Genomic DNA, 23106 nt, shown 5'->3' with positions numbered 1-23106 from the left:
CGTCACTGAAGACGACCCCCGGGGATCACTCCCCGGGGGTCGTCTTCTTTCTGCGCGCGTAGCGGATGCCGCGCATGACGAAGCCCCCGTCAGCCGAAGCAGCGGGGGCGTCGTCGTGAGGTGGTCAGTCAGTCGGTGCCGAGGGTGCCGAGGTAGAGGCCGATCACCTTCGGGTCGTTCAGGAGCTCGCGGCCCGTGCCCTCGTAGGCGTCACGACCCTGGTCGAGCACGTACCCGCGGTCGCAGATCTGCAGGCAGCGACGAGCGTTCTGCTCGACCATGATCGTGGTCACCCCGGCCTTGTTGATGTCTGAGACGCGGATGAAGGCGTCGTCCTGGCGGACGGGGGAGAGGCCGGCGCTCGGCTCGTCGAGGAGGAGGACCGACGGGTTCATCATGAGGGCCCGCGACATGGCGACCATCTGCCGTTCACCGCCCGAGAGGGAGCCGGCGCGCTGCTTCAGGCGCTTGCCCAGCTCGGCGAAGATCGACGTGACGAACTCGAGCCGCTCTTTGTAGGCGCTGGGGCGCTGGTACAGCCCCATCTGCAGGTTCTCCTCGATCGAGAGCGACGGGAAGACGTTGTTGGTCTGCGGGACGAACGCCACGCCTCGACGCACGAGGCTGTCGGACTTCAGCCCGATGATGCTCTCGCCGTCGACGTTGATCTCGCCGCCGCGCACCTTGACCATGCCGAAGATGGATTTGAGGAGTGTCGACTTGCCGGCGCCGTTCGGGCCGATGATGCCGATCAGCTCACCCTTGCGGGCGACCAGGTTCGCGTTGTTGATGATGTTGATGCCCGGCAGGTAGCCGGCCAGCAGATCGCGGACCTCGACGACGATCTCGCGATCGTCGACCGCGCCGACCTGAGGGGAGGTCGCTCCGGATGCCTCGGTCATTTGTCCTCTTTCTCGGCGTCCGCGATCGAGGACGCCTCCTCTTCTTCGATCTCCGCGAGCATCTCGCGAGCGGACTCGTCCAGCTCGCCCGGGACGCGGCCGGTCACGACGCCGAGGTCGACATCCTGGTGACTGCCGAGGTAGGCGTCGATGACCGCCTTGTCCTGCATCACGGTGTCGGGCGGTCCTTCGGCCACGACCTTGCCCTCGGCCATCACGACGACCCAGTCGGCGATGTGACGGACCATGTGCATGTCGTGCTCGACGAAGAGCACGGTCATGCCGAGCTCTTTCAGGTCGAGGATGTGGTCGAGGAGCGACTGCGTCAGAGCCGGGTTCACACCGGCCATGGGCTCGTCGAGCATGACGAGGTTCGGGTCGCTCATGAGCGCGCGCGCCATCTCGAGGAGCTTCCGCTGTCCGCCGGAGAGGCTCGCGGCGAAGTCCTTCTCCTTGGCGTCGAGCTTGAACCGCGCGAGGAGGCCGCGGGCCTTCTCCTCGATCTGCTTCTCCTGCGTGCGCCACAGCTTCGGCAGGAAGCTCTGCCAGAACTTCTCCCCTCGCTGTCCGGGTGCACCGAGCTTCATGTTCTCGAGGACGGTCAGCAGGGCGAGCGCCTTGGTGAGCTGGAAGGTGCGGACCTGGCCCATCCGGGCGACCTTGAAGGCCGGGATGCCGGCGAGGTTCTTGCCGTCGTACGACCAGCGCCCGCTGTTGGGCTTGTCGAAGCCGCAGAGGAGGTTGAACAGCGTGGTCTTGCCCGCGCCGTTCGGTCCGATGAGCGCGGTGATCGCGTTGCGAGGGATCTCGAGGTGCTCGACATCCACTGCCGTCAGTCCGCCGAAGCGACGCTGGACGTCGTCGATCACGAGGATCGGGTCGTTCTTCGCGACGCCGGGGACGTTGTCGCCCTTGGCGAGACCGGTGGTCTTCGGGCGACGGACCGACCCGGTCGGCGTAGCCGTCGCGGCCGGGTTGTCGGGGGTCAGATCACTTGACAAAGGTCATCTCCTTCTTGTTGCCGAGAAGGCCCTGCGGTCGGAAGATGACCAGCAGCATCAGCGCGACTCCGACGAGGATGAAGCGGAGCGTACCGGCCTGGATGCTCGTCATCGGCAGGAATCCCTGCGACGCGAGCTCGGGGAGCATGTTGCCGAGCAGCGCCATGACCATCCAGAAGAGGACGGCGCCGATCGACGGGCCGAAGATGGTCGCGGCGCCGCCGAGCAGCAGGATCGTCCAGAGGAAGAACGTGAGCGACGTCGTGTAACTGGAGGGGACCACCGCCGAGGGCAGCACGAACACGATGCCGCCGAGGGCGCCGATCATGCCACCCACCACGAGCGCCTGCATCTTGTAGGCGAAGACGTTCTTGCCGAGAGCGCGGATCGCGTCCTCGTCCTCGCGGATGCCCTTGAGGACGCGACCCCAGGGGCTGCGCACCAGGGACCAGACCACGAACAGCGCGATCGCCAGCATCAGGAGTCCGAACACGCGCACCCACAGGCCGTCCGCGTTGAACGTCCACGGTCCGAAGCCGTACGTGCCGTCGGGGAACGGGTTCGCATCCCGGAATCCGCCGTGGTAGTTGCCGAGACCGTCGGCCGAGTTCGTGTACTCGTCGAACACCTGCGTGGTGAAGAGGAGTCGGACGATCTCCGCCGCCGCGATCGTCACGATCGCGAGGTAGTCGGCACGAAGACGCAGGGTCGGGATGCCGAGCACGAGAGCGAAGACGGCCGCGAGCAGGAGCCCGATGATCATCCCCAGCCACCACGGCAGACCGAAGCTGAGAACGGAGATCGCGTAGCCGTAGCCGCCGAGGGCCATGAAGCCTGCCATGCCGAAGTTCAGCAGGCCCGCGTAGCCGAAGTGCACGGCCAAGCCGGTCGCCGCCAGGGCGTACGCGATGGTGATAGGACTCAGCAGATAGCTGAGCGTGTTTCCGACGATGGCACCCCAGTCCACGGGCTACCCCAATCTCTCTTTACGGCCCAGCAGACCCTGTGGTCGCACGAGCAGGATGAGGATGAGTACGACGAGAGCGCCCGCGTACTTCAGGTCTGAGGGGATCCACAGCGTCGAGGTCTCGACGACGATGCCGACGATGAGGGATCCGAGGAGGGCGCCGAATGCGGTGCCGAGTCCGCCGAGCGTGATCGCCGCGAAGATCAGCAGCAGCATCTGCGTGCCCATGTCCCATTTGACGCCCGGGCGGAAGTAGGCCCAGAGCACACCCGAGAGCGCGGCGAGGACGCCGGCGAGGATCCAGACGATCCGCACGACGCGGTCGACATTGATGCCGGAGGCGGCGGCGAGCTGCGGGTTGTCGGAGATCGCTCGCGTCGCCTTGCCGATGCGCGTTCCGAGGAGGAAGTACGCGACCGCGAGGATGACGAGGATGCTAACGCCCATGCTGATCAGGTCGATGTACGACACGGAGATCGGCCCGAGCTGGATCGGCGCCGGGCTGGCACCGGGCAGCTGGTACGTCGACCCGCCGATGACGAACTGGTACGTGTACCGCAGGGCCAGTGAGAAGCCGATGCTGACGATCATCAGCTGGACCACCCCGAGCCCTCTTCGGCGGAGCGGGCGCCAGATGGCGGCATCCGAGGCGAGCCCCAGCGCCGCACCTCCCAGGAGCGCCGCGATGATGCCGAGCCAGAGCGGCAGCTGCCACATCGTGCTGAAGATCATCGCGATGAGCGCGCCCCAGGTGACGAGCTCACCGTGGGCGAAGTTCGAGAGCCCCGTCGTCCCGTAGATGAGCGCGGCGCCCATGGCTGCGAGGGCGAGGAGCAGGCCGAAGTTCAGGCCGTTGAAGAGGCGCGACGCGAGTTGATCGACGAACGACACCGTCTGCCGCTGGCCCTCCCCGAGGAAGAGGTTGACGATCTTCGAGCCGGTGAGCCCGAACTCGACCTCCTGCGACGCGGAGTCGCCCTCGACGATGACGCCCTCGGGGAGGGTCGACTCGTCGACGGTGAGGGTGTAGGTCGCCTTCTCGGGGACGTACAGCCGCCAACGGCCGTCGGTGGTCGTGATGGTGGATGCCTCGAATCCGTCGCCTTCGACGGAGAGGCCCACATCGGGAACGGGCTTGTCATCGAAGGTGATGACTCCCGCGAAGTAGAACGAAGTCTTCTCCTGGTCGTCTCCCGGGTTGTCGGGAGCCGCTGCGAAGGCCGCTGAGGGCATCGCGCAGAGGAGCACGATCGCCGCGAAGAGTAACGCGGCGAGGGCGGACACCCGATGTGTCATCCGCCCCGGGCGACGGACAGTGCGCGTCGTCGGGGTGATCGCCACTGGCACCTCCTGAGTTGAGTGGTCGAACGCGCCGAGGGGTACCAGTGTTCGGTGGCTTCGGCGACACCTGAACGTATTGGTTGATTGTTGCCTGCGTGTTTCGGTGGCGCAACTCGGACGCGCGGGCGAGGAATACAGGGAGCCCCCCGACGCTTAGAATCTTCGAGACCGAGAAGGAGCGCGCATGAGCGACCACAACGACCCGTTCGGATTCGTGGGACTGACGTACGACGACGTCCTGCTGCTGCCCGGCCACACGGACGTCATCCCGTCCGAGGCCGACACCTCATCCCGGGTCACGAGGCGCATCACCGTCGCGACCCCGCTTCTGTCCGCAGCGATGGACACCGTGACCGAGGCCCGCCTCGCCATCGCGATCGCACGCGAGGGCGGCATCGGCATCATCCACCGCAACCTCTCGATCGCCGATCAGGCGAAGATGGTCGACCAGGTCAAGCGCAGCGAGTCCGGCATGATCACGGACCCGATCACGACGACCCCGGACGCCACCATCGAAGAGGTCGACACCCTCTGCGGCCAGTACCGCATCTCGGGGCTTCCCGTCATCGACGACGACGGGAAGCTCGTCGGCATCGTCACGAACCGAGACATGCGCTTCGTCTCCGGCTTCGAGCGTCAGACCACGAAGGTCCGCGACGTCATGACCGTGGACGGCCTCGTGACCGGTCGGGTCGGCATCGGCGCCAACGAGGTGATCGCGCTCTTCGCGCACCACCGGGTCGAGAAGCTGCCGCTCATCGATGACGACGGCAAGCTCGCGGGTCTCATCACCATCAAGGACTTCGACAAGAGCGAGAAGTATCCCCTCGCGACCAAAGACGACCAGGGTCGACTGCGCGTGGGAGCGGCGATCGGCTTCTTCGGGGACGCGTGGGAACGCGCGGAGGCGTTGCGGGATGCCGGTGTCGACGTCATCGTGGTCGACACGGCCAACGGCCAGTCCGCCGGAGTCATCGACATGGTGAAGCGGATCAAGGCAGACGAGTCGTTCGCGCACATCGACGTGATCGGCGGCAACGTCGCCACTCGTGAAGGCGCGCAGGCTCTCATCGACGCCGGAGTGGATGCGGTCAAGGTCGGCGTCGGTCCGGGTTCCATCTGCACCACCCGAGTCGTCGCCGGCGTCGGCGTCCCCCAGGTCACCGCGATCTACGAGGCGTCCCTCGCCGCGCGTGACGCGGGCGTCCCGATCATCGCGGACGGCGGACTTCAGTACTCCGGCGACATCGCGAAGGCCCTCGTCGCCGGTGCCGACACCGTGATGCTCGGCTCTCTCCTCGCGGGGACCGACGAGTCGCCGGGTGAAGTGGTCTTCCAGGGCGGCAAGCAGTTCAAGCTCTACCGGGGGATGGGATCGCTCGGGGCGCTCCAGACCCGCGGCAAGAAGACGTCGTACTCGAAGGACCGATATTTCCAGGCGGACGTCCCGAGCGACGACAAGCTGATTCCCGAAGGCATCGAGGGGCAGGTCGCGTACCGCGGACCCGTGTCCGCCGTCGCCTACCAGTTGGTCGGTGGGCTGCGGCAGTCGATGTTCTACGTCGGCGCTCGCACGGTGGAGGAGCTGAAGGCCCGAGGCAAGTTCGTCCGGATCACCTCGGCGGGCCTCAAGGAGTCCCACCCCCACGACGTCCAGATCGTCGTCGAAGCGCCGAATTACAAGCGCTGACAGGAATCCGGGGACTCGACACGCCCGGGATGCGAGGCAGATTTGCCGAGTCCCCGATCCCCGCGTAACTTATTACTTGTTCGCCCCACAGGGAAGAGCGAGAGGCTGAAAAGCCCGCCGCCCCCTCAAGCTGGCGGACCACCCCCTCCAAGAAGAAACAGTCGCTCAGCGATTGGGTCTGACCTCAGGTCTAGGACGGGTCATCGGGACGTGCTCTCCGCCGTCATCCGAACTCCATGATCTCTCGAGATCACCGGCGTGTCGGGTTTGACGGTTTCAGAGCGTCGTCCTAAGGTAGAGAAGTTGCCTCACTACGAAGCCCTGCGGGGTGGTGTGGGAGCATCCGATCCTTGAGAACTCAACAGCGTGCACTTGTCAAATGCCAAATAACCTCGATCTCAGCTTTGGCTGAGGTGAGATTCCTTTGGATCAAAGTCCGGCACTTCGGTGTCGGCAACGGATAGTCAGCAATGATTTATCTCTTTGGTCAGTTCAAACTCGCTGCTTCGGCCTATTCCGGTCGTTGTCAGTATTTTTCTTTTACGGAGAGTTTGATCCTGGCTCAGGATGAACGCTGGCGGCGTGCTTAACACATGCAAGTCGAACGGTGAAGCAGAGCTTGCTCTGTGGATCAGTGGCGAACGGGTGAGTAACACGTGAGCAACCTGCCCCTGACTCTGGGATAAGCGCTGGAAACGGCGTCTAATACTGGATATGAGCTGCGATCGCATGGTCAGCAGTTGGAAAGATTTTTCGGTCTGGGATGGGCTCACGGCCTATCAGCTTGTTGGTGAGGTAATGGCTCACCAAGGCGTCGACGGGTAGCCGGCCTGAGAGGGTGACCGGCCACACTGGGACTGAGACACGGCCCAGACTCCTACGGGAGGCAGCAGTGGGGAATATTGCACAATGGGCGAAAGCCTGATGCAGCAACGCCGCGTGAGGGATGACGGCCTTCGGGTTGTAAACCTCTTTTAGCAGGGAAGAAGCGAAAGTGACGGTACCTGCAGAAAAAGCGCCGGCTAACTACGTGCCAGCAGCCGCGGTAATACGTAGGGCGCAAGCGTTATCCGGAATTATTGGGCGTAAAGAGCTCGTAGGCGGTTTGTCGCGTCTGCTGTGAAATCCCGAGGCTCAACCTCGGGTCTGCAGTGGGTACGGGCAGACTAGAGTGCGGTAGGGGAGATTGGAATTCCTGGTGTAGCGGTGGAATGCGCAGATATCAGGAGGAACACCGATGGCGAAGGCAGATCTCTGGGCCGTTACTGACGCTGAGGAGCGAAAGGGTGGGGAGCAAACAGGCTTAGATACCCTGGTAGTCCACCCCGTAAACGTTGGGAACTAGTTGTGGGGTCCATTCCACGGATTCCGTGACGCAGCTAACGCATTAAGTTCCCCGCCTGGGGAGTACGGCCGCAAGGCTAAAACTCAAAGGAATTGACGGGGACCCGCACAAGCGGCGGAGCATGCGGATTAATTCGATGCAACGCGAAGAACCTTACCAAGGCTTGACATATACGAGAACGGGCCAGAAATGGTCAACTCTTTGGACACTCGTAAACAGGTGGTGCATGGTTGTCGTCAGCTCGTGTCGTGAGATGTTGGGTTAAGTCCCGCAACGAGCGCAACCCTCGTTCTATGTTGCCAGCACGTAATGGTGGGAACTCATGGGATACTGCCGGGGTCAACTCGGAGGAAGGTGGGGATGACGTCAAATCATCATGCCCCTTATGTCTTGGGCTTCACGCATGCTACAATGGCCGGTACAAAGGGCTGCAATACCGCGAGGTGGAGCGAATCCCAAAAAGCCGGTCCCAGTTCGGATTGAGGTCTGCAACTCGACCTCATGAAGTCGGAGTCGCTAGTAATCGCAGATCAGCAACGCTGCGGTGAATACGTTCCCGGGTCTTGTACACACCGCCCGTCAAGTCATGAAAGTCGGTAACACCTGAAGCCGGTGGCCCAACCCTTGTGGAGGGAGCCGTCGAAGGTGGGATCGGTAATTAGGACTAAGTCGTAACAAGGTAGCCGTACCGGAAGGTGCGGCTGGATCACCTCCTTTCTAAGGAGCACTGCACTCTTCGGAGTGACAGAGCCGGTTTCGAGACGAATGTTCTCGACCGGAGCTCATGGGTGGAACATTTGACGAGGTGTCGGAGGGTGACTTCCGGATCTAGTACGACCTTCGGGTTTGGAACGGTTCGGGGTGAGGCTTCTGACACATGCACGCTGTTGGGTCCTGAGGGACCGGATGGAAGTCCGAACCTCTGGGCCTTTTCTTGTGCCGGCGATTGCTGGTGCGGGGAAGGTACCGCCCGTACTTTGAGAACTACACAGTGGACGCGAGCATCTTGCGAGCTGATCTTTTGATCGGTTCGTGAAAGATGATCTTAAAGATCATTAGTCAATTTCGATTGACGATTCAACTCATGTGATTTCAAGTCTTTAAGAGCAAACGGTGGATGCCTTGGCATCTGGAGCCGAAGAAGGACGTAGCAATCTGCGATAAGCCTCGGGGAACTGATAAGCAAGTTTTGATCCGAGGATGTCCGAATGGGGAAACCCCGCTGGGCGGCGTGCCGACCTAGTGACTCCCGCCTGAATATATAGGGCGGGTAGAGGGAACGTGGGGAAGTGAAACATCTCAGTACCCACAGGAAGAGAAAGCAACCGCGATTCCGTTAGTAGTGGCGAGCGAAACCGGAACAGGCTAAACCGAGTACGTGTGATATCCGGCAGGAGTTGCGTATTCGGGGTTGTGGGACTTTTCAGATAGTTCTGCCGAACTGTCGGCGTTACAAGAATGTATAGACGAACCGCATTGAAAGGCGGGTCATAGAGGGTGCCAACCCCGTAGTCGAAATGCTTCTCTTGACGCGAAGAGTATCCCAAGTAGCACGGGGCCCGAGAAATCCCGTGTGAATCTGTCAGGACCACCTGATAAGCCTAAATACTCCCAGATGACCGATAGCGGACAAGTACCGTGAGGGAAAGGTGAAAAGTACCCCGGGAGGGGAGTGAAATAGTACCTGAAACCGTTTGCTTACAAACCGTTGGAGCCTCCTTAGTAGGGGTGACAGCGTGCCTTTTGAAGAATGAGCCTGCGAGTTAGCGATATGTGGCGAGGTTAACCCGTGTGGGGTAGCCGTAGCGAAAGCGAGTCTGAATAGGGCGATTCAGTCGCATGTCCTAGACCCGAAGCGAAGTGATCTATCCATGGCCAGGTTGAAGCGACGGTAAGACGTCGTGGAGGACCGAACCCACTTAGGTTGAAAACTGAGGGGATGAGCTGTGGATAGGGGTGAAAGGCCAATCAAACTTCGTGATAGCTGGTTCTCTCCGAAATGCATTTAGGTGCAGCGTTGCGTGTTTCTTGCCGGAGGTAGAGCTACTGGATGGCCGATGGGCCCTACAAGGTTACTGACGTCAGCCAAACTCCGAATGCCGGTAAGTGAGAGCGCAGCAGTGAGACTGTGGGGGATAAGCTTCATAGTCGAGAGGGAAACAACCCAGACCACCAACTAAGGTCCCAAAGCGCGTGCTAAGTGGGAAAGGATGTGGAGTTGCTGTGACAACCAGGAGGTTGGCTTAGAAGCAGCCACCCTTGAAAGAGTGCGTAATAGCTCACTGGTCAAGTGATTCCGCGCCGACAATGTAACGGGGCTCAAGCACGCCACCGAAGTTGTGGCATTGACATTATTGGTAGGCCTTCGTGGTCCAGCCGTGTTGATGGGTAGGAGAGCGTCGTGTGGCCAGCGAAGCGGCGGTGTGAACCAGCCGTGGAGGCTACACGAGTGAGAATGCAGGCATGAGTAGCGAAAGACGTGTGAGAAACACGTCCTCCGAAAGACCAAGGGTTCCAGGGTCAAGCTAATCTTCCCTGGGTAAGTCGGGACCTAAGGCGAGGCCGACAGGCGTAGTCGATGGACAACGGGTTGATATTCCCGTACCGGCGAAGAACCGCCCAAGCTAATCCAGTGGTGCTAAGAGTCCTAACCCGGCTGAGTGGATCCCTTCGGGGTGAAGCCGGCCGGTCTAACGCTCGACCCCGTTCTGGTGCGGCTAGCGTATTAACAGGTGTGACGCAGGAAGGTAGCCCAACCCGGGCGATGGTTGTCCCGGGGCAAGTGCGTAGGCCGAGAGATAGGCAAATCCGTCTCTCACAGAGGCTGAGACACGATGCGGATAAAAAGTGGGTGATCCTATGCTGCCAAGAAAAGCATCGACGCGAGGTTCTAGCTGCCCGTACCCCAAACCGACTCAGGTGGTCAGGTAGAGAATACCAAGGAGATCGAGAGAATCGTGGTTAAGGAACTCGGCAAAATGCCCCCGTAACTTCGGGAGAAGGGGGGCCTTCCGCTTATTAGGATTTACTCCGAAAGGGCGTGGAGGCCGCAGAGACTAGTGGGTAGCGACTGTTTACTAAAAACACAGGTCCGTGCCAAGTCGCAAGACGATGTATACGGACTGACGCCTGCCCGGTGCTGGAAGGTTAAGAGGACCGGTTAGCCGCAAGGCGAAGCTGAGAATTTAAGCCCCAGTAAACGGCGGTGGTAACTATAACCATCCTAAGGTAGCGAAATTCCTTGTCGGGTAAGTTCCGACCTGCACGAATGGCGTAACGACTTCCCAACTGTCTCAACCGCGAACTCGGCGAAATTGCATTACGAGTAAAGATGCTCGTTACGCGCAGCAGGACGGAAAGACCCCGTGACCTTTACTACAGCTTGGTATTGGTGTTCGGTGTGGCTTGTGTAGGATAGGTGGGAGACTTTGAAGCGGTGACGCCAGTTACCGTGGAGTCATTGTTGAAATACCACTCTGGTCACTCTGGATATCTAACTTCGAACCGTAATCCGGTTCAGGGACAGTGCCTGGTGGGTAGTTTAACTGGGGCGGTTGCCTCCCAAAAAGTAACGGAGGCGCCCAAAGGTTCCCTCAACCTGGTTGGCAATCAGGTGGCGAGTGTAAGTGCACAAGGGAGCTTGACTGTGAGACTGACAGGTCGAGCAGGGACGAAAGTCGGGACTAGTGATCCGGCAGTGGCTTGTGGAAGCGCTGTCGCTCAACGGATAAAAGGTACCTCGGGGATAACAGGCTGATCTTGCCCAAGAGTCCATATCGACGGCATGGTTTGGCACCTCGATGTCGGCTCGTCGCATCCTGGGGCTGGAGTAGGTCCCAAGGGTTGGGCTGTTCGCCCATTAAAGCGGTACGCGAGCTGGGTTTAGAACGTCGTGAGACAGTTCGGTCCCTATCCGCTGCGCGCGTAGGAAATTTGAGAGGATCTGACCCTAGTACGAGAGGACCGGGTTGGACGAACCTCTGGTGTGCCAGTTGTTCTGCCAAGAGCACCGCTGGTTAGCTACGTTCGGGATGGATAACCGCTGAAAGCATCTAAGCGGGAAGCCGGCCTCAAGATGAGATTTCCATACCTTCGGGTGAGAGGCTCCCAGCCAGACTACTGGGTTGATAGGCCGGATGTGGAAGCGTGGTAACACGTGAAGCTGACCGGTACTAATAAGCCGATGACTTGATAACACACCGTTTAGGTGCTTGCGTCCACTGAGTGGTTCTCGATGTACGGTCGAGAACCGCATAACGAATAATCGTTGTGCAGACTGAAACATCAATAGTGTTTCGGCGGCCATAGCGTGAGGGAAACGCCCGGTTACATTCCGAACCCGGAAGCTAAGCCTCACAGCGCCGATGGTACTGCAGGGGGGACCCTGTGGGAGAGTAGGACACCGCCGGACTTCTTTCGATCGAAAGCCCCGACTAATGCTGGTCGGGGCTTTCGTGGTTAACGCGCACTTTTGCTATCCCGTGAAAGGTCCTTTCCGATAAGCTGGTCGGCTCCGCTCTCGGAGCGGAAGGACCATCTCGTGTCGCACATCGACGTTCAGAACGTCTCACTGTCTCTGCCCGACGGGCGCCCCCTTCTCGACAACGTCACTTTTCGTGTGCCGTCGGGGAAGACGACCGCTGTCATCGGCCAGAACGGTGCCGGCAAGACGACTCTGATGAGAATCGTCCGCGGTGAGGTGTCTCCGCACGCGGGTGTCGTCACGATCGACGGGGCGCTCGGCGTGATGGACCAGTTCATCGGACACGGAGCCGATGGCAGCACGGTTCACGACCTTCTGATCACCGTTGCGCCGTCTCGCGTCGCACAGGCGGCGCGCGAGCTCGAGGAGGCCGAGAACGCCGTCATCGAGGAGGACTCCCTCGACTCGCAGATGCGGTATGCCGGGGCCATCGCCGACTACGCGGATGCCGGTGGTTACGAGTACGAGACGGTGTGGGACACCTGCACGGTCGCGGCTCTCGGCATCCCGTTCGACCGCGCGCGGTATCGCGACCTTTCGACTCTCTCGGGGGGAGAGCAGAAGCGCTTGGCGCTGGAGGCGCTGCTTCGCGGGACGGACCAGGTCCTGCTGCTCGACGAGCCCGACAACTATCTCGACGTGCCGGGCAAGCGGTGGCTGGAGGAGCGCCTGCGCGAGACGGCGAAGACCGTCCTTCTCATTTCGCACGATCGCGAACTCCTCGCCCGCGCGGCGGACCGGATCGTGACGCTCGAAGCTGGCCCGGCGGGGAGCGCCGCCTGGGTCCACGGGGGTGGGTTCGCCACCTACTACCGCGCACGCGAAGAACGGATGTCGCGGCTCGACGAATTGCGACGGAGATGGGATGAACAGCACGTCGCCCTCAAGAGGTTTGTCGCAGACATGAAGGTGAAAGCGGCCGCGAGCGATGAGTTCGCCTCCCGCTACCGGGCAGCCCAGACGCGCCTACGCCGTTTCGAGGATGCCGGGCCGCCCGAAGCCCGACCTATCGAGCAGCGCCTCGACCTCCGGTTGCGGGGTGCTCGGACAGGCAAGAGGGCGGTCGTCGCCGAGGCCCTCGAGCTGAGCGGGCTCATGCGCCCCTTCGATCTGGAGGTCTGGTTCGGCGATCGAGTCGCCGTCCTCGGATCGAACGGCTCGGGGAAGTCGCACTTCCTCCGGCTGCTCGCCGGTGGCGGCACCGACCCCGACGCGCTGCTCGGCCATGTGACCGACGCCGGAGCGGCGCTCGAACGCGTCGAGCACTCCGGACGAGTCAGTCTCGGCGCGCGCGTCGTTCCGGGATGGTTCGCTCAGACGCACCAGCATCCCGAATTCTCGGGGCGAACCCTGCTCGACATCCTCCACCGCGGCGACAGCGACCGGAGCGGGATGCCGCGCGACGCCGCCAGCTCGGTACTCGACCGCTATGGCCTCGTCGCTCAGGCCGAGCAGGTGTTCGACCGGCTGTCGGGTGGGCAGCAGGCCCGCTTCCAGATCCTGCTGCTCGAGCTGTCCGGAGCGACCCTGCTGCTGTTGGACGAGCCGACGGACAACCTCGACCTGGTGTCAGCGGAGGCTCTGGAAGGGGCGCTCACGTCCTTCGAGGGGACGGTCCTCGCCGTGACGCACGACCGCTGGTTCGCGCGATCGTTCGACCGCTTCGTGGTCTTCGGCGCGGACGGCGAGGTGTACGAGTCGGACGCGCCGGTCTGGGACGAGCGACGCGTGAGCCGGGCACGCTGACGGCGGGCAGGGGAGAGGGCCTCGACGGTAGGCTGGCAGGGTGACCATGGAAATCGAGCTCGGCCGCGCCAAGCGTGCGCGCCGCGCGTATGCCTTCGACGACATCGCCGTGGTGCCTTCGCGCCGCACACGCAACCCCGAGGACGTCTCGACCTCCTGGTCGATCGACGCGTACAGCTTCGGCATCCCCGTGCTCGGTGCTCCGATGGACTCCGTCATGAGTCCCCGGACGGCCATCATGCTCGGCCAGCTGGGCGGTCTCGGCGTCCTGGACCTCGAAGGTCTGTGGACCCGCTACGACGACCCCGAGCCCCTGCTCGCCGAGATCGCGGCGCTTCCCGCCGACGGTGCGACGCGACGCATGCAGGAGCTCTACTCGGCACCCATCAAGCCCGAGCTCGTCCGTGACCGGCTCGCGGAGATCCGTGCGGCGGGGGTCACCGTCGCCGGCGCCCTGACTCCGCAGCGGACGCAAGAGCTCTACGAGACCGTGGTCGCGGCAGGTGTCGACCTCTTCGTGATCCGCGGCACGACCGTGTCCGCCGAGCATGTCTCGAGCGTCGACGAGCCCCTCAACCTCAAGAAGTTCATCTACGACCTCGACGTCCCCGTGATCGTCGGAGGCGCCGCGACCTACACCGCGGCTCTGCATCTCATGCGCACCGGCGCAGCCGGCGTCCTGGTCGGATTCGGCGGAGGTGCGGCATCCACCACCCGTGCGACGCTCGGCCTGCACGCGCCGATGGCGACGGCGGTGGCAGACGTCGCCGGCGCGCGCCGCGATTACCTCGACGAGTCCGGCGGGCGTTACGTGCACGTCATCGCCGACGGGGGAGTGGGCACCTCGGGCGACATCGTGAAGGCCCTCGCCATGGGCGCGGATGCCGTCATGCTCGGTGTGGCCCTCGCCCGCGCCACCGATGCTCCGGGACGCGGCTTCCACTGGGGGCCCGAAGCGCATCACGCGAAGCTCCCGCGAGGTCGTCGGGTCGAGGTCGGCCAGGTCTCCTCGCTCGAGGAGGTCCTGTACGGGCCGGCTCCGGTCGCCGACGGCACGGCCAACCTGATCGGTGCACTTCGCAAGTCCATGGCGACCACCGGGTACTCGGATCTCAAGGAGTTCCAGCGCGTCGAGGTCGTCGTCGCGCCGTACGCGTCGTCCCACTGATGACCGCCACCCCGTCCGTCGACGATCTTCCCGAGGTCTTCCCGCCCACGCTGCGGGAAGTCATGGTCCGCCCGTTCTGGATCGGGATGCTGGGGCTCGCCCTGCTCGTCGCCGGGATCTTCGCGTGGCTCGGGCAGTGGCAGCTGGGGAACGCGATCGACACCGACCCGCCACCGGCGGGCATGACGGAGCAGGTGCGTCCCCTCGGCGACGTTGTGAGACCCGGCGCATCGCTGCCCGAGCCGCTCGTCGGCCAGCGGGTCCAGGTCAGCGGTTCGTTCGTGGCGGGCGACTTCCGCGTCGTCACATCCCGCTTCGACGACGGAGAACCGGGCTACTGGGTGGCGGGCCAGCTCCGCGTCGATCCTTCGACGACGGGAACCGACGGGCCGACCTCCCTCGCGGTCGCCGTCGGGTTCACGCCGGACCGAGCCGCAGCAGACGAGGCCGTGTCGACGCTCAACGCGGCACCGCCGCAGAACGTCGACCTCAGCGGGCGACTCATCTCGGACGAGGGCGCGAAGGAGCCGCCCCGCGGCGGCGATCCGTTCGAGATCAGCGCTATGTCGCCGGCCGCGCTCCTGTCCCAGTGGAGCGACACCGTCGAGCTGGACGTCTACCGCCCGTACCTCGTCTCGGCCGATGCGTTCGGAGGGCTGCGCGGCATCCACTCGCCCGCGCCCACCGAGCTGTCGTCGGTCAACTGGCTCAACATCTTCTACGCCGTCGAGTGGGCGGTCTTTGCGGGCTTCGCGTTCTACATGTGGTACCGGCTGGCCCGCGATGCGTGGGAGAAGGAAGTCGAGGCCCTGATCGGCGAGGACGACCCCGAGGGCGACGAGGAGCCCTCGGCGCGCCCGTAGACTGGAAGCCATGCCCGTTCAGCCCAAACTCGCCTCTTTTCCGGCGATCCGCGGCGCCCTGAAGTTCTACCAGATCGCATCGATCATCACCGGCGTGGGCTTGCTCCTGCTGGTCGCCGAGATGATCCTCAAGTACACGCCGATCCACGTCGAGCTGTTCGCCGGCGGTTCCGGAGGGCTGCTGTGGTTCGCCACCGCGATCCCGAGCCCCGACTGCCAGTGGTTCTCCCTGTTCGTCCCCGGCAGCAGCACATGCGACATCGCCTCGACGGGCGACGGGGTGAACATATCCCTCGCGATTCTGATCGTGCACGGCTGGTTCTACGTCGTGTACCTCTTCGCGTGCTTCCGCGTCTGGAGTCTGATGCGATGGGGCTTCCCCCGCTTCATCGTCCTTGCGCTCGGCGGCATCGTGCCCCTCCTGTCCTTCTTCATGGAAGCGAAGGTCGCCCGCGAGGTCAGGGAGTACCTGACCGCGAGGGAAGCCGCCGCATCCGCCCCCATCGAAACCCCCACGGAGACCCGGTGACAGAGCAGACCGAAACCTCCCAGCGCCCCGTCCTGGTCGTCGACTTCGGCGCCCAGTACGCGCAGCTGATCGCCCGCCGCGTCCGCGAGGCAGGCGTCTACAGCGAGCTGGTCCCGCACACCGCGACCGCCGCGGAGATCGCCGAGAAGAACCCGGTCGGGATCATTCTCTCGGGCGGCCCGTCGTCGGTGTACGAAGAGGGCGCTCCGAAGCTCGATGCGGGCGTCTTCGAGCTCGGCGTCCCCACCCTCGGCATCTGCTACGGCTTCCAGGTGATGGCGAAGACCCTCGGCGGCGAGGTCGCGAACACCGGCCTCCGTGAGTACGGCGCGACGGATGCCACGATCGTCACCGACAACGTCCTGCTCGAGGGTCAGCCCGTCGACCAGAACGTCTGGATGAGCCACGGCGACCAGGTCAGTGCTGCTCCCGCCGGTTTCGAGGTGCTGGCGCGCACCGCCGCCACCCCGGTCGCCGCGTTCGCCGACGACGTCCGCAAGCTCTACGGCGTCCAGTGGCATCCCGAGGTCAAGCACTCCGACCACGGTCAGCGCGTGATCGAGAACTTCCTGCACAACGCGGCAGGCCTCCCCGCCGACTGGAACAGCGACAACGTGATCGCCGAGCAGGTCGAGAAGATCCGCGCGCAGGTCGGTTCGGGCCGCGTCATCTCAGCTCTCTCGGGTGGCGTGGACTCGGCGGTCTCGACGGCGCTCGTCCACAAGGCGGTCGGCGATCAGCTGACGGCCGTCTTCATCGACCACGGGCTCCTCCGCAAGGGAGAGCGCGAGCAGGTCGAGAACGACTACGTCGCCTCGACCGGCGTCCGCCTCATCACCGTCGACGCCCGCGAGACGTTCCTGGACGCCCTCGCGGGTGTCAGCGACCCGGAGCAGAAGCGGAAGATCATCGGTCGCGAGTTCATCCGCGCGTTCGAGAAGGTCCAGTCCGACCTCATCGCCGAAGCCGCGGCGGACGGCGATCCCATCGGGTTCCTCGTGCAGGGCACGCTGTACCCCGACGTCGTCGAGTCCGGCGGCGGCAGCGGGACGGCCAACATCAAGAGCCACCACAATGTCGGCGGTCTGCCTGAGGACCTGCAGTTCGAGCTCGTCGAGCCGCTGCGAACCCTCTTCAAGGACGAGGTCCGCGCCATCGGTCGCGAGCTGGGCCTTCCCGAGGCCATCGTCGGTCGGCAGCCGTTTCCGGGGCCAGGCCTCGGAATCCGCATCGTGGGCGAGGTCACCGCTGACCGTCTCGAGATCCTGCGTGACGCCGACGCCATCGCCCGTGCGGAGCTGACCAAGGCCGGCCTCGACGGTGAGATCTGGCAGTGCCCCGTCGTGCTGCTCGCCGACGTGCGTTCGGTCGGCGTTCAGGGCGACGGTCGCACCTACGGCCACCCGATCGTCCTGCGTCCCGTCTCGAGCGAAGACGCGATGACGGCGGACTGGACCCGTCTGCCGTACGACGTGCTCTCCAAGATCAGCAACCGCATCACCAACGAGGTGCGCGAGGTCAACCGGGTCGTTCTCGACGTCACGTCGAAGCCCCCGGGGACCATCGAGTGGGAGTGAGTCGCGGGGGACACCCCCGTGACCATGCACTCCGCCTCCTCTTGACAGAGGACACACCGCGCCGCCAGAGTGAGCGCGGGACCCAGCCCCTTTCTGCACCACCGTCTGAGGAGGGGGTGAGGCGTTGATCGAGCGTTCGCGAACGCAGCCGTACGCGCAGTTCTTGCTGGCCGCGGCCAGCCTCATCGTCGTGCTCATCCTGGGCACCATCGACAGCGAGCGCGTCACTCCGCTGCTGCTCGCCGGGTTCGGCGTCATCGTGCTCAGCACGGCGGCCATGACCGCGATCTGGCTCGTGCAGCCGACTCGGCGCACCGTGTGGCTCGCCGCCGTGCCCCTGATCCAGATCGTCGCGTGCGTTCCGCTTCGGGATGCCGCCGTCGAGGCGCTGCCCTCGTCGTCGATGCTCATCATCTTCCCCCTGGGCTGGCTCGCCTTCGCCTTCCCGCCCGCGGCCGTCGTGGCCGGAGTCCTGCTCACTGCGCTCGGCCCGCTCGTGCAGATCCTCGGGAGCGGCGGCTTCCGCGGCATCGGCGACGTCATGGCCGTCGCGGCGCTGCCGATCCTCTCCGCGCTCGTCGCGGTCACCGTCGCCCTCATCTCGCGGGACCTCGCCCGCATGCGAGCCCGGATGCAGAGCGTGTCGGACGACCTCGATCAGGCGCTCCGCTTGTCGGATCGCGACACCGCGATGTTGCGCGCGACGCTCGACGCCACCGACAACGCCGTCGCCGTCTTCGACCGTGACGGGCGCCCCATCCTCCTCAACGCCGTAGCGGCGGAGATCAGCGGTCGATCGGGGATCGACGAGGTCGACCGAGACGGCTTCGCCTCTCTCATCTGGCGAGCGGACCCGTCCATGTCGTCCGAGGCGACCGCCGCCGACTTCGTCGAACGCGTGCGTTCGGGCGATTTTGCGGCGCCCCGCACCGTCGAATTCGGCGGAGATCCCCGCCGCGTGATGCAGGTCATCGTGCGACCGGTCGTCGCCGGGGGCGACGAAGTCGGCATCGTCATCGTCGGACAGGACGTCACAGATCTCGTGAGTGCCGTCGAGGTCCGTGATCGCTTCCTGAGCACCGTCGGGCACGAGTTCCGCACTCCGCTGACCGTGATCCTCGGCCACACCGACATCGCCCTCATGCACGGTTCCGCCGAGGCCGAGCGGTGGGAGGCCGTCGAGCGTTCCGCCGAGCGACTGCTTCGTCTCGTCGAACGCCTGATCGCCGCCGGACAGACCACACGCGATGTCGAAGCCCGCTCGGGAGCATCGCATGTCGGACCGGTCGTGAAGCACGCCGTGACAGAGGTCGCCGGCCGCGCCAAAGAGCGGGGAATCGGCATCCGGATCGGAACGATGCCCGAGCGCGCCGCTCGCATCGCCGTGCGCGACCTCGCATCGATCCTGGAGGAGCTCCTGCGCAATGCGGTCGAGTTCACGCCCGTCGGCGGCCCCGATGTCGTCGTGTCGGCGCAGGAGGACGGCCGCGACATCGTGGTCACGATCGCCGATCAGGGCATCGGCCTGACCGAACAGGAACGCGTTCTCGCATTCGAGCGCTTCTACCGGGCGCCGTACGCCCACGACGCAGCGATCCCCGGCACGGGCATCGGTCTCTCGAACGCCGCATCCCTCGCCGACGCGTACGGCGCGAGCGTCACTCTCGAGCCGAACGGCGCCCGCGGCACCGTCGCGGTCCTGCGCCTCCCGTCCTGAGTCCCGGCGCGCCGGCGGGCGCGGCGCGCCCGGGCCCGCCGGACGATCGCCGAGACTGCACGCGCGCGCCGAGACCGCGGTGCGGGGCTGCTGTCTCGCGCGCCGCGTGCTGTCTCGCGCGACGCGTGGAGTCTCACGCGACGCGGGGCCGGCGCCTCGCGGCGCGCGGGAGGCGCGCGCCGGCAGGCGGGCAGCGAGCCCACTGGGCGCCGAGACTGCACGCGCGCGCCGAGACCGCGGCGCGGGGCCGCGGTCTCGAGCTCCACGTGCAGTCTCGCGGAGAGGGAGGTGCGCGCCGGAACGACGAAGGCCGCCCGGTTTCTCGGACGGCCTTCGTGTGAGCGGAACCTAGCTCAGTCGTTGCCGCGCAGGATCGCGATCAGGCGCAGGATCTCGACGTAGAGCCAGACGACCGTGACCATGATGCCGAAAGCGCCGACCCAGCCGAACTCGCGGGGAGCACCGTTGCGGGCACCCTGCTGCACGAGGTCGAAGTCCTGGACGAGGGAGTACGCCGCCATCAGGACCACGACGATTCCGATGACGAGTCCGAGGGGGATGCCGAAGATCTCGGCGCTGTAGAGGCCGAAGCGACCGTCGATGACGCCGGTCCACATGAGCACCAGGTTCACGAGGCCGAAAACCAGGTATCCGCCCAGGGCGATCATGAAGATCTTGTTCGCCCGCTTGCTGACCCGCACCTTTCCGTTGGCGAACAGCGCCAGTGTGACACCGACGACCGAGAGGGTCGCGATGGTCGCCTGGATGACGATGCCGCTCCACTGCACCTCGAAGAAGGCCGAGATACCGCCGACGAAGAGGCCTTCGGCTGCGGCGTAGGCCCAGATGAGGGCCGGGCGGACCTTCTTGCGCGACGTGAAGGTGATCACGAGGGCGAGGACGAACCCGACGAGGGCGCCGATGATCCACGGCATGATCGTGAGCCCGACGGGACGCGTCGCGTCGAGGGTGCCGCCGAGGGTCCAGAACCAGCCCACGAGGGCGGTGACGAGAAGGATGCCGAAGAGGCCCGCCGTCTTGAGGACGGTGTCCTCGACCGTCATGCGGCCCGTGTCAGCGGACGACGCAGTCGGAGCCGCGTACATCCCCTCGAGCTGGGCGTTGGACGCCACGTCGGCGGCCTGGTGCGAGGCTGCCGCGTAGTTCGTCTGGGCTGCCGGAGGAGTCAGGCCGGGGCGCTGCTCCTGGAAGACCGGATTGTTGAAGGCAAAATTGCCGGACGCTGCCATTGTGTGTCTCACTCCAAAAGTCGACTCACAGCGCTGTGCTGTCGATCCAGCGTATCGGACGGGGAATGCGCGGGTGGGGACCGCCGCTGTGAGAGGACTATGAGGGTGGTACGGCGCCGCGCACATCGGGTTTCCCGCGCCGACCCGGTGGTTAGCCTGGGCGCATGTCGCGTCGTCGCCCGCTCGTCATCGGTCATCGTGGAGCCCCGGGGTACCGCCCCGAGCACTCCCTCGCCTCGTACGAGCTCGCCCTGGACCTCGGCGTCGATGCGGTGGAACCCGACATCGTGTTCTCGCAGGACGGTGTCGCCGTCATCCGACACGAGAACGAGATCGGCTCGACGACCGACGTCGCGGATCACCCCGAGTTCGCGTCGCGACGCGTCACCAAGGAGGTCGACGGTGCGAGCCACACCGGGTGGTTCGTCGAGGACTTCACCTGGAACGAGCTCGCCACGCTCCGGTGCCGGGAGAGACTCCCGCTCCTCCGCTCTCGCAGCGCCGCATTCGACGGCCGGCATCCGATCATGCGCCTGCGGGAATTGCTCGACCTCGTCGCCGCAGCGGGCGAGCGCGAGGGGCGGGCCATCGGCATCGTCCTCGAAGTCAAGCACGCCACCTATTTCGCGTCGCAGGGGTACGACGTCGCCGGGCTGCTCGCGGCCGAACTGCAGGACGCAGCCTGGAACTCGGGGGCGCGACAGCTCGTCATCGAGTCGTTCGAGCAGCCGATCCTGCAGCGGATGCGGGACCGCGGCATCCGGGCCCGCTACATCTACCTGCTCGAAGCCGAAGGCCGCGCCGTTGATCTCGTTGCGGCGCAGGGCCCCGACGCCCCGACGTACGCGGATCAGCTGACGGCCGGCGGGCTGGACCGTCTCGCCCACGAGGTCGACGGGATCAGCCTCGACAAGCGGGTCATCCTCGAGGACCCGGGCGTCGTGGGGGATGCCCACCGGCGCGGGCTCGAGGTCTACACGTGGACCTGCCGCCCCGAGAACGCGTTCCTCGCCCCCGAATTCCAGCGAGGAACGGATGCTGCATCGTTCGGCGATTGGGAGGGCGAATGGCGGCGCATCGCGGATGCCGGTGTCGACGGGGTCTTCGTCGATCACCCCGACCTGGGGGTCGCGTTCTTCGGACGCTCAGACACCGACCGGTAGAATGGATGCCGGTGCGTCAGCACCCCGTGTAACTACCTGATCCGTGGAGAGTCAAGGCGGCACGACGCCTCGTCCGCACGGAGGTCACACATGCCCCTCACCGACTCGACGCCGGTGCGCCCGGCCGAACGCGACAGTCCGATCCGCACGCTCGCTGCGAGCATCGGCATCGGCTACTTCGCCATCGCGCTGATCGCGCGACTGCCCTACGCCATGATCGTCGTCGGCGTCCTGACCATGGTCGTCGACGCCCGCGGGTCGCTCGCGGTCGGCGGACTCACCTCCGCCATGGTCGGGCTCGGCACGATCGCGACCGGTCCGCTCATCGGCGCCGCCGCCGATCGTTGGGGGCAGCGTCCCGTCCTGCTGCTCGCCTCGCTGGTGCAGAGCATCGTGCTCGTCGCGCTCGTCGCCGTCGCGTACGGCGAGACACCGGACGGGCTCCTCCTGCTCGTGTCGGCGCTCGCGGGAGCCACCGCCCCGCAGGTGTCGCCGATGTCGCGTGCGCGTCTGGTCGGCGCCATCGGTCGTATGCGCGTCGACGCATCCGCGCGCGGACGGCTGCAGGAGTCGACGATGGGGTACGAGTCCGGTGTGGACGAGATCGTCTTCGTCTTCGGCCCCGTCCTCGTCGGCGTCATCGCGATCGCCGCCACCCCCGCCGCTCCGGTCCTCGCCGCGGCGGCCCTCACCATCGTCTTCGTCACCACGTTCGCGCTCCACCCGACAGCGCGCACCGCAGGTCACGCCACGGACGCCGGCGAACGCGAACCGGCGCGTCGGATCGCGCGCCCCGGCATCCTTCTTGCCGCCGGCGGCACCTTCGCGACCGGCCTCTTCTTCGGTGCCATGCTGACCTCGCTCACCGCTTTCGCCACGGAGGGCGGCTTCCCGGAGCAGACCGCCATCCTCTACGGGATCATGGGAATCGGGTCCGCGATCCTCGCCATGAGCGTCGGTCTTCTGCCGAGGCGGTTCGCCCTGCCGTGGCGGTGGATCGCATTCACGGTCGTTCTGCTCGTGGGCGCGGTACTCGCCGCCGGTGCAACCGGGGCGATCTCGATGGGGTGGGCGCTTGCCCTCGCCGGGTGCGGAATCGGTCCGACCCTCGCAACGCTGTACGCCCTCGCGGCCGCACGCTCGCCGCGAGGCCGCGAGGCGACCGTCATGGCGATCCTCGGCTCGTCCGTCGTCGTCGGCCAGGCGCTCGCGAGCATGGTCGTGGGGTCGCTGGCCGAATCCGCCGGGGCGGTGACCGCCCTGTGGGCGCCCGTCGTCTCGGCCGCGCTGCTGCTGGTGTTCGGCCTGGCCAACCTCCGAGGCCACCGCGCCGTTCACTGACGGGACACAGCCACCCCCTAGGG

Annotated in this window: 14 protein-coding genes and 3 rRNA genes; 12 read left to right on the top strand and 5 right to left on the bottom strand. The window is 65.0% G+C overall.

The annotated features are described in order from the left end of the window. Nucleotides 1-128: 128 nt before the first annotated feature. Genes BLP38_RS09430 through BLP38_RS09415 form a run of 4 tightly spaced genes read right to left on the bottom strand, consistent with a single transcriptional unit; the run spans nt 129 to nt 4166 of the window. A complete protein-coding gene (locus tag BLP38_RS09430) occupies nt 129-902 on the bottom strand; it encodes an ABC transporter ATP-binding protein (RefSeq protein ID WP_091356510.1) in 774 nt (257 codons plus the stop codon). Then, nucleotides 899-1903, bottom strand: coding sequence for an ABC transporter ATP-binding protein (locus tag BLP38_RS09425; RefSeq protein WP_172824689.1), 1005 nt, complete (start codon nt 1901-1903; stop codon nt 899-901). Before BLP38_RS09425 ends, BLP38_RS09430 begins: the two co-directional genes overlap by 4 nt. Continuing rightward, nucleotides 1893-2870 carry a branched-chain amino acid ABC transporter permease gene (locus BLP38_RS09420; protein ID WP_091356507.1) on the bottom strand — a complete coding sequence of 326 codons (978 nt, stop codon included), beginning with the start codon at nt 2868-2870 and terminating at the stop codon, nt 1893-1895. Before BLP38_RS09420 ends, BLP38_RS09425 begins: the two co-directional genes overlap by 11 nt. Before the next feature lie 3 nt (nt 2871-2873). After that, on the bottom strand, nt 2874-4166 hold the full coding sequence (locus tag BLP38_RS09415) for a branched-chain amino acid ABC transporter permease (RefSeq protein ID WP_091359722.1): 1293 nt from the start codon (nt 4164-4166) through the stop codon (nt 2874-2876). A gap of 229 nt (nt 4167-4395) precedes the next feature. On the opposite strand from BLP38_RS09415, the gene guaB reads away from it, so the two are divergent. From guaB to BLP38_RS09365, 10 genes are all read left to right on the top strand, one after another. Continuing rightward, on the top strand, nt 4396-5901 hold the full coding sequence (guaB, locus tag BLP38_RS09410) for an IMP dehydrogenase (protein WP_091356504.1): 1506 nt from the start codon (nt 4396-4398) through the stop codon (nt 5899-5901). 539 nt (nt 5902-6440) lie between these two features. Beyond that, a 16S ribosomal RNA gene (locus BLP38_RS09405) occupies nt 6441-7963 on the top strand. 373 nt (nt 7964-8336) lie between these two features. Continuing rightward, nucleotides 8337-11442: ribosomal RNA gene (locus BLP38_RS09400) — 23S ribosomal RNA — on the top strand. Between the two features lie 98 nt (nt 11443-11540). Then, nucleotides 11541-11657, top strand: a 5S ribosomal RNA gene (gene rrf / locus BLP38_RS09395). The 16S, 23S and 5S rRNA genes sit together here, the layout of an rRNA operon. Nucleotides 11658-11786: 129 nt before the next feature. Beyond that, nucleotides 11787-13475 (top strand): ABC-F family ATP-binding cassette domain-containing protein, encoded by a 1689-nt coding sequence (locus BLP38_RS09390; protein ID WP_091356502.1) that lies wholly within the window; start codon nt 11787-11789, stop codon nt 13473-13475. A gap of 46 nt (nt 13476-13521) precedes the next feature. After that, a complete protein-coding gene (locus tag BLP38_RS09385) occupies nt 13522-14643 on the top strand; it encodes a GuaB3 family IMP dehydrogenase-related protein (RefSeq protein ID WP_065569716.1) in 1122 nt (373 codons plus the stop codon). Further along, nucleotides 14643-15506: an SURF1 family protein gene (locus BLP38_RS09380; protein ID WP_091356499.1), complete on the top strand. Its 864-nt coding sequence runs from the start codon at nt 14643-14645 to the stop codon at nt 15504-15506. The genes BLP38_RS09385 and BLP38_RS09380 overlap by 1 nt, the downstream gene beginning before the upstream one ends. A gap of 10 nt (nt 15507-15516) precedes the next feature. Next, nucleotides 15517-16035 carry a DUF3817 domain-containing protein gene (locus BLP38_RS09375; RefSeq protein ID WP_091356496.1) on the top strand — a complete coding sequence of 173 codons (519 nt, stop codon included), beginning with the start codon at nt 15517-15519 and terminating at the stop codon, nt 16033-16035. Continuing rightward, nucleotides 16032-17612, top strand: a complete 1581-nt coding sequence (gene guaA, locus BLP38_RS09370; RefSeq protein ID WP_091356492.1) for a glutamine-hydrolyzing GMP synthase — start codon at nt 16032-16034, stop codon at nt 17610-17612. Before BLP38_RS09375 ends, guaA begins: the two co-directional genes overlap by 4 nt. A gap of 124 nt (nt 17613-17736) precedes the next feature. Next, entirely contained in the window at nt 17737-19329 is a 1593-nt protein-coding gene (locus tag BLP38_RS09365; RefSeq protein ID WP_091356488.1) for a sensor histidine kinase, read from the top strand. A gap of 353 nt (nt 19330-19682) precedes the next feature. On the opposite strand, the gene BLP38_RS09360 is transcribed toward BLP38_RS09365, so the two are convergent. After that, on the bottom strand, nt 19683-20579 hold the full coding sequence (locus BLP38_RS09360) for a Bax inhibitor-1/YccA family protein (RefSeq protein WP_091356484.1): 897 nt from the start codon (nt 20577-20579) through the stop codon (nt 19683-19685). Between the two features lie 164 nt (nt 20580-20743). Between BLP38_RS09360 and BLP38_RS09355 the strand changes: the two genes are divergently transcribed. Together BLP38_RS09355 and BLP38_RS09350 are read left to right on the top strand one after the other, a co-directional pair. Next, nucleotides 20744-21742, top strand: coding sequence for a glycerophosphodiester phosphodiesterase family protein (locus BLP38_RS09355; RefSeq protein WP_091356480.1), 999 nt, complete (start codon nt 20744-20746; stop codon nt 21740-21742). Nucleotides 21743-21832: 90 nt separating this feature from the next. Then, on the top strand, nt 21833-23083 hold the full coding sequence (locus tag BLP38_RS09350; protein WP_091356477.1) for an MFS transporter: 1251 nt from the start codon (nt 21833-21835) through the stop codon (nt 23081-23083). Nucleotides 23084-23106: the final 23 nt, after the last annotated feature.

Origin of the sequence: Microbacterium sp. LKL04 (genome assembly GCF_900102005.1) — a bacterium.
Lineage (GTDB): Bacteria > Actinomycetota > Actinomycetes > Actinomycetales > Microbacteriaceae > Microbacterium.
Note: the sequence above shows the minus strand (reverse complement) of the source record. Positions and strands in the feature narration are given on the sequence as shown.

Coding starts and splice junctions, on each gene's coding strand:
- BLP38_RS09430 (WP_091356510.1), bottom strand. CDS start 902: ATGACCGAGGCATCCGGAGCGACCTCCCCTCAGGTCGGCGCGGTCGAC.
- BLP38_RS09415 (WP_091359722.1), bottom strand. CDS start 4,166: ATGACACATCGGGTGTCCGCCCTCGCCGCGTTACTCTTCGCGGCGATC.
- guaB (WP_091356504.1), top strand. CDS start 4,396: ATGAGCGACCACAACGACCCGTTCGGATTCGTGGGACTGACGTACGAC.
- BLP38_RS09385 (WP_065569716.1), top strand. CDS start 13,522: ATGGAAATCGAGCTCGGCCGCGCCAAGCGTGCGCGCCGCGCGTATGCC.
- BLP38_RS09380 (WP_091356499.1), top strand. CDS start 14,643: ATGACCGCCACCCCGTCCGTCGACGATCTTCCCGAGGTCTTCCCGCCC.
- BLP38_RS09375 (WP_091356496.1), top strand. CDS start 15,517: ATGCCCGTTCAGCCCAAACTCGCCTCTTTTCCGGCGATCCGCGGCGCC.
- BLP38_RS09360 (WP_091356484.1), bottom strand. CDS start 20,579: ATGGCAGCGTCCGGCAATTTTGCCTTCAACAATCCGGTCTTCCAGGAG.
- BLP38_RS09355 (WP_091356480.1), top strand. CDS start 20,744: ATGTCGCGTCGTCGCCCGCTCGTCATCGGTCATCGTGGAGCCCCGGGG.
- BLP38_RS09350 (WP_091356477.1), top strand. CDS start 21,833: ATGCCCCTCACCGACTCGACGCCGGTGCGCCCGGCCGAACGCGACAGT.